The organism is Micromonospora phytophila (genome assembly GCF_023656545.1).
GTDB lineage: Bacteria > Actinomycetota > Actinomycetes > Mycobacteriales > Micromonosporaceae > Micromonospora > Micromonospora phytophila.
Genome location: NZ_JAMOKF010000228.1, coordinates 1 through 9,131, shown reverse-complemented (window position 1 = coordinate 9,131; position 9,131 = coordinate 1). Strand labels below are relative to the sequence as shown.

Below are 9,131 nucleotides of genomic sequence, written 5' to 3'. Positions count from 1 at the left end.
CCGGGACGCGGTGGGCGTCCCGGCCTGCCGGGCGAGCGGTGCAACCGTGGTCATCGACGGGTGAGCGTCACGCGGGCACCTTGGCGGTGGCGTCGACGATGGCGCGGAACAGGTCCACCACCCGCGGGCCCCAGCGCGAGGCGATGTCGTCGTCGAGGCCGACGACCTGGTTGTTCTTCACCGCGGTGACGCCGGCCCAGCCGGCCCGCGCCTTGACGGTCTCCGGGCTCTGCTTGCAGCACTTGGTGTCGGCGAGGAAGACGAAGTCCGGGTCGGCCTTGACGATCACTTCCTGGGAGAGCTGCGGGTAGCCGCCCTGCTTGCCGTCGGCGTCGGCCGGGTCGGCGATGTTCCCCAGGCCGGCGAGGGTGTAGAGCGAGCCGATGAAGGTCTTGCTGGTGGCGGTGTAGAGCTCCGGGCCCAGCTCGTGGAAGTAGGTGAGCTTCTCCGTGCGCTGCGGCAGGTCCTTGACCAGCTTGGCGATGTCGTCCTTCATCCGCCGCGTGGTGTCCGCGGCCTCGTCCGGGTGGCCGGTCAGGGTGCCCAGCTCGGTGATCTGCCGGTAGGAGTCGTCGAGGGTGGCCGCGGCCGGGGTGAGGTAGACCGGGATCTTCAGCTTGGTGAGCTGGTCGACGATCTTGTTGGTGTCGTTGGAGAGGACCACCAGGTCGGGGCTCTTCCCGGCGATCGCCTCGGCGTTCGGCTGGAAGCCGGAGAGGTCGCTCTTCGGCGCCTCGGCCGGGAAGTTCGAGTTGTCGTCCACGGCGGTGACCTGCTTGCCGGCACCGATGGCGAAGAGCATCTCGGTCGCCGTCGGCGAGAGCGAGACGATCTTCTCGGGCCGCTTCTCCAGCGTCACCGTGCCGACGGTGACCGGGTAGCTGACGGTCGCCGAGCTGGCGCCGCCGGCGGCGGGGGTTTCGGAGGTCTTCTCGGCGCAGGCGCCGAGGGCGAGCGCGGCCACCGCGAGGGTCGCGGCGAAGAGCCGGGGAATACGTCTGGACATCTGTCCTCCTGTCGGTCGAGGAGTGTGGTGCTTCGCCGACAGGGAGCGGGGCGCCCGTCCGCGAGGCGCCCTTCCTCGAAGGCGCGTGTCGCGACCACACCGCAGGCGACCTGGCTCGTCCCCGTCATCGGCACGCCGGCGGTCAGGCCGGACGCCGGTCGGTGCCGGCCGGAGGGGCCGGACGCCACGACGGGGCATCACAGTTGCGGGACAGCGCCGGTTTCACACCGGCTTCGCTGCGGGATGGTCGGTAAGACGGTAGCGCACGCCCCGGACGTGCCTTTTCGATCAAGGACCGATCCCGCCGGCCGGTCGTCCGGACCGCCGTCAGGGGCGGCACCGGCGACCGGCCGGCGGGGTGTTTGTCCGCAATCGGGGATGGGTGGGGCCCCGCCGGGGGCGGGACGGGGCCCCACCGGATCAGGAGCTGGTGATGGTGACGTTGTCCACAGCGGCCTCGACCAGGCTCGCGCCCGAGGCGTCCGCCGCCTCCACGAGGATCCGCACCGACTGCCCGGCGTACGGGGTCAGGTTGAGGTTGGCCACCGCCCAGGCGCCGTTGCGGTTGGTGGCCGCCCCGGCCTGGTTGAGCAGCGTGGTCGTGCCGCCGTTGTGCACCACGCTGACCCGCAGGTAGTCGGCCGACGAGGCGTTCGAGCCGTGCGCCAGGTACCAGGCCAACGAGAGGGTCAGCGTGCCGGAGGACGGCAGGGTGACCGCCGGCGACCGGGCACTGGTGACCCCGCCGTCGACGTCGTGGTCGCCCGCCGCCGCCCCGGCGAGCCGGCCGGTGACCAGGTCGTTGCTCCCGGCGTACGGGGTGAGCTGCTTCGCCCCGCTGGAGGTGGTCGCCTGGGCGGCGCCCCGCTCCCACGCCCCGAGGGTCGCGGTGTCGGTGCCGGACGGGTTGGTCGTCCAGCCGGTGGCGGTCTCGAAGGTGTCCGACCAGATCGTGGTGCCACCACCGCCGCCGCAGTACTGGCCCTGCTTGCCGATCACCCGGTACGGGCAGTCGGCGTACTCGCTGAGCAGCAGCACCGCCTCCCGGTTGCGGGAGGTCTGCGCCGGGATCACCTCGTCGGGCGGGTAGAAGCCGCCCCCGCCGGCCGAGCCCGGGTACATCTCGAAGGTGTACGCCCAGATGCCGTGCGTCCCCCACATCCAGTCGATGCTGTCGCCGTCGGTGATGTAGAGGTCGCTGGACTGCTGCGGGGTGTAGCCGTTGGTGTTCGCCATCTGCTGGCCGAGGGTGGCGAAGGTGTTGTACTGGTCGGCGCTCATCCCGGGAGCGGTGTTGTTGTAGGTGTAGCCGAACGGCCAGAGCACCAGTTCCGAGTAGGTGTGGAAGTCGATGTTGGCCTTGATCTGCTGGGTCCCGCCGACCACCCGGCCGTTGACGAAGTTGCGCAGCGCCTGGGTCTCCGGCGCGGAGAACGCCGACGGGCCCCGGTAGGTGTCCGACGAGGTGGAGCCGGACGAGCCGCCGCAGCAGCCCCACTGGTAGGACCAGTTGCGGTTCAGGTCGGTGCCGACGTACGACGAGCCGCTGTTCGGCTGCCGGTTCTTGCGCCAGGACCGGTACGAACCGGTGGCGATGTCGTACTCGCTGCCGTCCGGGTTGACCGTCGGCACGATCCACAGCTCCCGGGCGTTGACGATGTTGGTGATCCGGGAGTCGGTGCCGTAGTTGTCGGTGAAGAGGTTGAGCAGGTAGACCGCCATCTCGACGGTCAGGTGCTCCCGCGCGTGCTGCTGCGAGTTGAAGAGGATCTCCGGCTCGCTCTCGTCGGTGGCGACGTTGTCGGAGATCTTCACCGCCATCAGGTCCCGGCCCTCGTACGAGGTCCCGATGCTGATCTTCCGCGCGATGGCCGGGTGGTCCGTGACGACCTTGTTCACCACGGCGGTCAACTCGGCGTAGTCGTGGTAGTTGGAATCGGCCGGCGGGAACGCCAGCGTGCCGGCGTCGTCCGCCGGGGCGGGCAGCGCGGCGGCCGCCTCCAGCCGGAAGCCGAGGCGGGTGATCGCGGCGGCCTCGGCCCTGGTGGCGGAGACGTTCAGCACGCCGTGCTCGACGTAGTCGATGGCGGCGCCGGTGCGGGCGACCGCGTTCCGGTCGGCCACCGTGCGGGGGCCGAGCACCCGGTACGGCACTGCGGCCGGCTCGGCGGAGGGGTCCTGGGCCGGTCGGGCGGAGACCGGTGGGGCGGCGAGGGTGAGCAGGCCGAGCCCGGCGGCGATGACGAGCGCCAGGCGTCGGCGGAGGGCGGGGGTGCGGAAGGCCATGGACAACCTCCTCGGGGTGCGGGAGATCCCGCTCGGGGAGGACACTCCACCATCCGTCACATGGTCATATCAACATTCATCGCTGCCTGATTCCATGTCAGCCGGATCCTCACACCGGCAAGGATTTTCCATCTGTAGGCCTCTGGCGAAAGTTCCTTCCAAGCGGGACACTGACCGGCAACGATCCGCCCGTCCCTGCGGAGGACCCATGGCCAGACCACGCCTGCGCACCGCCGCCCTCGCCGGCGCCACCGCGCTCACCCTGCTCGGCACCGCCGCGCCCGTCCAGGCGGCCCCCGTCGCCGCGACGGTCGTCCACGACGAACAGATCACCTTCCACGACTGGGCCGGCGACACCGACTGGCGCGCCGGCACCGCCGCCGGCACTGTGGTCACCCCCGCCGGTCTCACCCTCGGCACGCCGGTCGGCACCACCGACTACAAGGACCCGCACGCCAAGAGCAAGCGGAGCTGGGCGTACGGGACGTGGACCTCCCCGGTCACCGACGTCGGCTTCGACGCCAGCGAGCTGGTCGCCTCGTGGAACGCGGAGACCCCCGCCGGCACCTGGATCCAGGTGGAACTCCAGGGCACCTACACCACCGGCGACCAGACCCCCTGGTACGTGATGAGCCGCTGGGCCTCCGGGGACGCCGACATCAAGCGGACCAGCGTCGACAAGCAGGGCGACAAGTTCTCCAGCATCTGGACCGACACGTTCTCCATCAACGACGCCGCCGGCGGCCTGCTGCTGCAGGCGTACCAGCTGCGGCTGACCCTCCACCGCGACCCGGCCGCCACCGTCTCGCCGGTGGTACGGATGCTCGGCGCGATGAGCTCGAACGTGCCGGACCGGTTCACCGTCGCCCCGAGCGTCGGCGGGATCGCCTGGGGCACCGAACTGGCCGTCCCCCGCTACTCGCAGAACATCCACACCGGCCACTACCCCGAGTACGACGGCGGTGGTCAGGCCTGGTGCTCCCCCACCTCCACCACGATGGTGATCGAGTACTGGGGTCGACGGGCGTCCGCGGCGGACACCGCCTGGGTGGACCCGACCTACCCGGATCCGACGGTGAACCACGCCGCCCGGATGGTCTACGACTACCAGTACGACGGCGCCGGCAACTGGCCGTTCAACACCGCGTACGCGGCCACCTTCCCCGGCCTGGAGGCGCGGGTCACCCGGCTGCACTCGCTGGACGACCTGGAGCGCTTCATCGCCGCCGGCATCCCGGTGGTGACCAGCCAGTCCTTCCTCGCCAGCGAACTGGACGGCGCGGGCTACGGCACGGCGGGCCACCTCTTCGTGGTGGTCGGCTTCACCGCCGACGGCGACGTGATCGTCAACGACCCGGCCTCGTCGAGCAACGACGTGGTGCGCAACGTCTACCCGCGCGAGCAGTTCGAGCAGATCTGGCTGCGGACGAAGCGGACCACCGCCAGCGGCGGCACGGGCAGCGGCTCCGGCGGCATCGTCTACCTGATCAAGCCGACGGACGTCGCCTGGCCGTCGGTCCCGGGCTCCACCACCTGGTGACCTGCCCGCCCGGAGCTTCCTCCCGGGAGCGGCGGGCGCGGTGGTGCGGGTTCCGTGCCGCTGCGCCCTCCCGCGAGCAGCCGGGCGCGGCCGGGCGGGTTCCGTGCCGCTGAGCGCGGAGTCGATCAGGGGGTTCGTGTCACCGGGTGGACCCGGCCGACGCGAACCTCCTGATCACTTCGAGGAGGCGGGGGGCTCGGGCCGCTCGGCGTCGTCGTCCCCGGCGAGGGCGGAACGGAGGCGTTCCTTCTCGGCGCGGCGGCGCTCCGCCGCGGCGGCCATCTCCTCGGCCATCTCGTCCCGCCAGCCCCTGAGCAGGAAGTAGGAGGCGGCGGCGGAGAAGGCCAGCGCCAGGATCAGCTTGAGGAAGAGGTCCAGCTCGGTCAGCCAGAGAGCCGCCAGCACGGCGACGAACAGCCCGATCCGGCCCAGCGTGTACTTGAGCGCCGCGCTCACGTTCCGCACTCCGTTCTCCGCCGCCGGGCGATCCGGCGAGGTGTTCAGCCCGTCCGGCGGGACAGCCAGTGGACGCCGTGGAACCAGACCACCGCGTAGCCGACGGTGAAGGCCAACGCCCCCAGCCCGCCCGAGAGCAGCGGCGGGAGCCCGGCGGCCAGCCCGGCCACCACCAGCCCGGCCACCACCGCCACCGCGCCGGCCACCAGCGCCGCCACGACCCGGGCCGCGCCGAACTCCCAGGCCCGGAAATCATCCCAGAAGAGCCACGCCGGCAGGATCACCGCCAGCCAGCCGTTGGCGCGGCCGAACTCGGCCGCGCCGAACGAGGCGAACGCCAGGTCGAAGAGCACCAGCGCGACCACGCCGATGACCAGGCCGGCGAGGCTCACCCCGAGCAGGTCGCCCAGGGTGAGGATCCGCCCCTCGGCGTCGCGCCGGGGAAACCCGCTCTTCTGCTCGGTCATGGCCCTGGGAGGGTACCGCCGGCTCAGGCCCAGACCTGCTGCGGCTCGGCGCGGCGCTCGGCCAGCGACGGGGGCTTGTCGTACTCGCGGACCACGTTGTAGCGGGTGTCCCGCTCGACCGGCTGGAAGCCGGCGTCCCAGATCAGGTGCAGCAGGTCGTCGCGGTGCATCGTGTTCGGGGTGCCGTACGAGTCGGCGTCGTGGGTGATCTTGTATTCGACGACCGAGCCGTCCAGGTCGTCCACGCCGAAGTTGAGCGAGAGCTGGGCCACCGAGAGCCCGTGCATCACCCAGAAGCACTTCACGTGCGGAACGTTGTCGAAGAGCAGCCGGGAGACCGCGAAGGTCTTCAGCGACTCGGCCGGCGAGGCCATCGTGGTGCGCGCCTGGATCCGGTTGCGGACCTTGCCGTCCGCCGAGTCCACGAAGTCGTGCTGGTAGCGCAGCGGGATGAAGACCGCGAAGCCGCCGGTCTCGTCCTGCAGCTCACGCAGCCGCAGCACGTGGTCGACCCGGTGCCGGGGCTCCTCGATGTGGCCGTAGAGCATCGTCGAAGGGGTCTTCATGCCCTTGCTGTGGGCCAGCGCGTGGATCCGCGACCAGTCCTCCCAGTGGCAGGCGTGGTCCACGATGTGCTGCCGGACCTCCCAGTCGAAGATCTCGGCGCCGCCACCGGTGAGCGACTCCAGGCCGGCGTCCATCAGCTCGTCGAGGATCTCGTCGGCGCCCAGGCCGCTGATCTTCTCGAACCACTGCACCTCGGTCGCGGTGAAGCACTTGAGCTTGACGTTCGGCAGCGCGGCCTTCAGCTCGCGCAGCACCTTCGGGTAGTAGCGCCACGGCAGGGTCGGGTGCAGACCGTTGACGATGTGCAGCTCGGTGAGCTGCTCGTCCTCCATCTCCTTGGCCTTGCGCACGGCCTCGTCGATGCGCATCGTGTACGCGTCCTTCTCGCCGGGCTTGCGCTGGAACGAGCAGTACGCGCACGACGCCGAGCAGACGTTGGTGAGGTTCAAGTGCCGGTTGACGTTGAACATCACCCGGTCGCCGTTGAGCTCGGTGCGCCGGTGGTGGGCCAGCCGCCCCAACCAGGCCAGGTCGTCGCTGTCGTAGAGGGCGATCCCGTCCTCCCGGGTCAGCCGCTCGCCGGCGTACACCTTCGCTTCGAGCTCACGCTTGAGTCCGGCGTCCATCGAAAGCCACGTCCCTTCCACCTGCGGTCGGAATCGAGCCTACGTCGGCCCCCCGACGGACCGGCAGCGCCCTCGGGCCCAGCGACCCACTTCACCGAACTCTCAGGCTGTCGTTACCCGGCCACGCATCGACATAGTTGCCCGGGTGCGGTAAGACAGGGTGGGACGCAACACACACTGGTAGCGTTCCGACGGCCGTGCCCACCGAGCGCGGCCACACCACGCCGGACGGGGAGCGGAATGGTCGACAGCGGGCGCGGGCGACGACAGCGACGACGGAGCCCGGTGATCTCGCCGGTGCTTCGCCCGATGCTCTGGTCCGCCCTGCTCGGAGCGGTCGCCGCCGCGGTTCTGGCCACCCCCGCGTACGCCGAGCCGCCGCTGCCCGCCACCGTCCCCGACACCGGAAGCCGCCCGGTCCTCACCGGCCCGCTCCAGCTCCCCGGCGGAGCACCGGTCGCCGGCCTGCCCGGCGGCGTCGGCGCGCCGGTCGGCAACCTGCTCAACGGCCCGCTCGCCGCGCAGATCTACGCGGTGGAGGCCCGGGTCGGGCAACTGCGCGACCAGCTCCTCGTGCTGCGGCAGAAGCGCACCGAGACCGAGACCCAGCTGACCGCCGCCCGGCGCGACCTCGGGCTCGCCCAGGACGCGGTGGCCCGGGCCCAGCAGGGCGCCGACGCGGCGGCCGCCGGTGCGATCAAGGCCGCCGCCGCCCTGCCGCCGGGCGAGTTCGCCACCGACCTGCACGAGCTGAGCCGGCTCTCCCGGATCATCCGCGGCGAGCAGGCCGAAGGGGGCACCACCGCCGCCGAGGGCCAGCTGTCCCGGGCCCGCCTCGGCGAGCAGGCGGCCCACCAGGCGATGGTGTCGGCCGAGTCCCGCTTCACCGGCGCCGTGCAGGAATACGCCGCCGGCGAGAAGGCGCTGCGCGACGAGGAGTCCAAGCTGGCCAAGCTGCGCCGGGACAACGCCGCGCAGCTGATCGAGATCGAGCGCCAGCAGGAGGCCGCCGAGCAGCGCCTCGGTGCCGGCTACGTCGCCAACGAGACCGCCAACGGGCTGGTCGCCCACCCGACGGCCCTGTCCGCCGTGGCGTACGCGAAGGCACAGCTCGGCGACCCCTACCTCTGGGCGGCCGAGGGGCCCGACCGGTTCGACTGCTCCGGTCTCATCTGGGCGGCGTACCGCTCGGCGGGCTACTTCGAGCTGCCCCGGGTCTCGCGCGACCAGTACTACGCCACCCGCTCCCGCACCGTGTCGCAGAACGCGCTGCTCCCGGGCGACCTGCTCTTCTTCGCCTCCGGCACGAGCTGGACGACGATCCACCACATGGGCATGTACATCGGCGGCGGCAAGATGATCCACGCACCGACCACCGGCGACGTCGTCAAGATCTCGACGGTGCGCTGGTCCCGCCTCTACGCCGCCACCCGGGTGGTCGGGGCGGTGCCCGCGCCGACCACGCCCGCGCCGACCCCGAAGCCGACCACGCCCGCACCGAAGCCGACGGCCACCACCAAGCCGACCCCGAAGCCCACCTCGCCGTCGGCCACCCCGACCACCTCGCCCTCGCCGACGCCCACGGGGTCGACCTCACCGTCGGCCACGCCCACCGGGTCGGTCTCCCCGTCGCCCATCCCGACCTCGCCCACGCCGACGTCGCCGTCGCCGTCGGTGAGCCGGTCGCAGGTGTCGACGCCGAGCGCCACGACCGGCGGCAGCACGCCGACCACGGCGGCGAGCAGCGCGGTCCCGGAGGGCAGCACCTCGGCGACCGCCTCGGCGACCACGGTCAGCTGACCCCGCGTACCGACCCGGGCCACGCCCGGGACCGGCGCGCGCCGGAACCCGTACCGGCCCGGAACGCACTCCGGCTGTGCCGCGGGGGTGGAATGTGGCACGGTGACATTCAGGCACGTTCGGTCCGATGTGACGGGTCCGGGCGCGAGTGGGGCGCGGAGGGCGAGCATGGCCGAGCAAGAGGTTCCGGCGCAGCCGGTCGACCACGGATCCGCGCCCGGAACGAGTGACGGGGCCCGGACCGGGGGTCCGCACTCCCCGGCGCCGGGTGACGCCGCGGCGGAAATCCCCGCCACCTCATCCGGAGACGGCGAACCGCCGTCGGGCGCCGGCGTCGCGAGCCCGCCCGGCGCGTCGGGCGAGCCGGCCCCCGATGACGTACG

The 9,131-nt window shown here is 71.9% G+C and carries 7 protein-coding genes; 2 read left to right on the top strand and 5 right to left on the bottom strand.

The window, feature by feature from the left end:
* Positions 1 to 67: 67 nt before the first annotated feature.
* Positions 68 to 1,006 carry an ABC transporter substrate-binding protein gene (locus tag NCC78_RS22455; protein WP_250796848.1) on the bottom strand — a complete coding sequence of 313 codons (939 nt, stop codon included), beginning with the start codon at positions 1,004 to 1,006 and terminating at the stop codon, positions 68 to 70.
* 420 nt (positions 1,007 to 1,426) lie between these two features.
* On the bottom strand, positions 1,427 to 3,292 hold the full coding sequence (locus NCC78_RS22450) for a M14 family metallopeptidase (RefSeq protein WP_250796846.1): 1,866 nt from the start codon (positions 3,290 to 3,292) through the stop codon (positions 1,427 to 1,429).
* Positions 3,293 to 3,500: 208 nt separating this feature from the next.
* On the opposite strand from NCC78_RS22450, the gene NCC78_RS22445 reads away from it, so the two are divergent.
* Positions 3,501 to 4,832 carry a C39 family peptidase gene (locus NCC78_RS22445; protein ID WP_250796845.1) on the top strand — a complete coding sequence of 444 codons (1,332 nt, stop codon included), beginning with the start codon at positions 3,501 to 3,503 and terminating at the stop codon, positions 4,830 to 4,832.
* A gap of 174 nt (positions 4,833 to 5,006) precedes the next feature.
* Here NCC78_RS22445 and NCC78_RS22440 read toward each other — a convergent pair whose 3' ends face one another.
* The 3 genes from NCC78_RS22440 to mqnE are packed head-to-tail and all read right to left on the bottom strand — an operon-like array spanning position 5,007 to position 6,948.
* On the bottom strand, positions 5,007 to 5,288 hold the full coding sequence (locus NCC78_RS22440) for a DUF4229 domain-containing protein (protein ID WP_250796844.1): 282 nt from the start codon (positions 5,286 to 5,288) through the stop codon (positions 5,007 to 5,009).
* A 44-nt stretch (positions 5,289 to 5,332) separates the two neighbouring features.
* A complete protein-coding gene (locus tag NCC78_RS22435) occupies positions 5,333 to 5,755 on the bottom strand; it encodes a hypothetical protein (protein WP_250796843.1) in 423 nt (140 codons plus the stop codon).
* A 23-nt stretch (positions 5,756 to 5,778) separates the two neighbouring features.
* A complete protein-coding gene (gene mqnE, locus NCC78_RS22430) occupies positions 5,779 to 6,948 on the bottom strand; it encodes an aminofutalosine synthase MqnE (protein ID WP_250796842.1) in 1,170 nt (389 codons plus the stop codon).
* Between the two features lie 240 nt (positions 6,949 to 7,188).
* Here mqnE and NCC78_RS22425 point away from each other — a divergent pair, with 240 nt between their 5' ends.
* A complete protein-coding gene (locus tag NCC78_RS22425; protein ID WP_250796840.1) occupies positions 7,189 to 8,748 on the top strand; it encodes a C40 family peptidase in 1,560 nt (519 codons plus the stop codon).
* Positions 8,749 to 9,131: the final 383 nt, after the last annotated feature.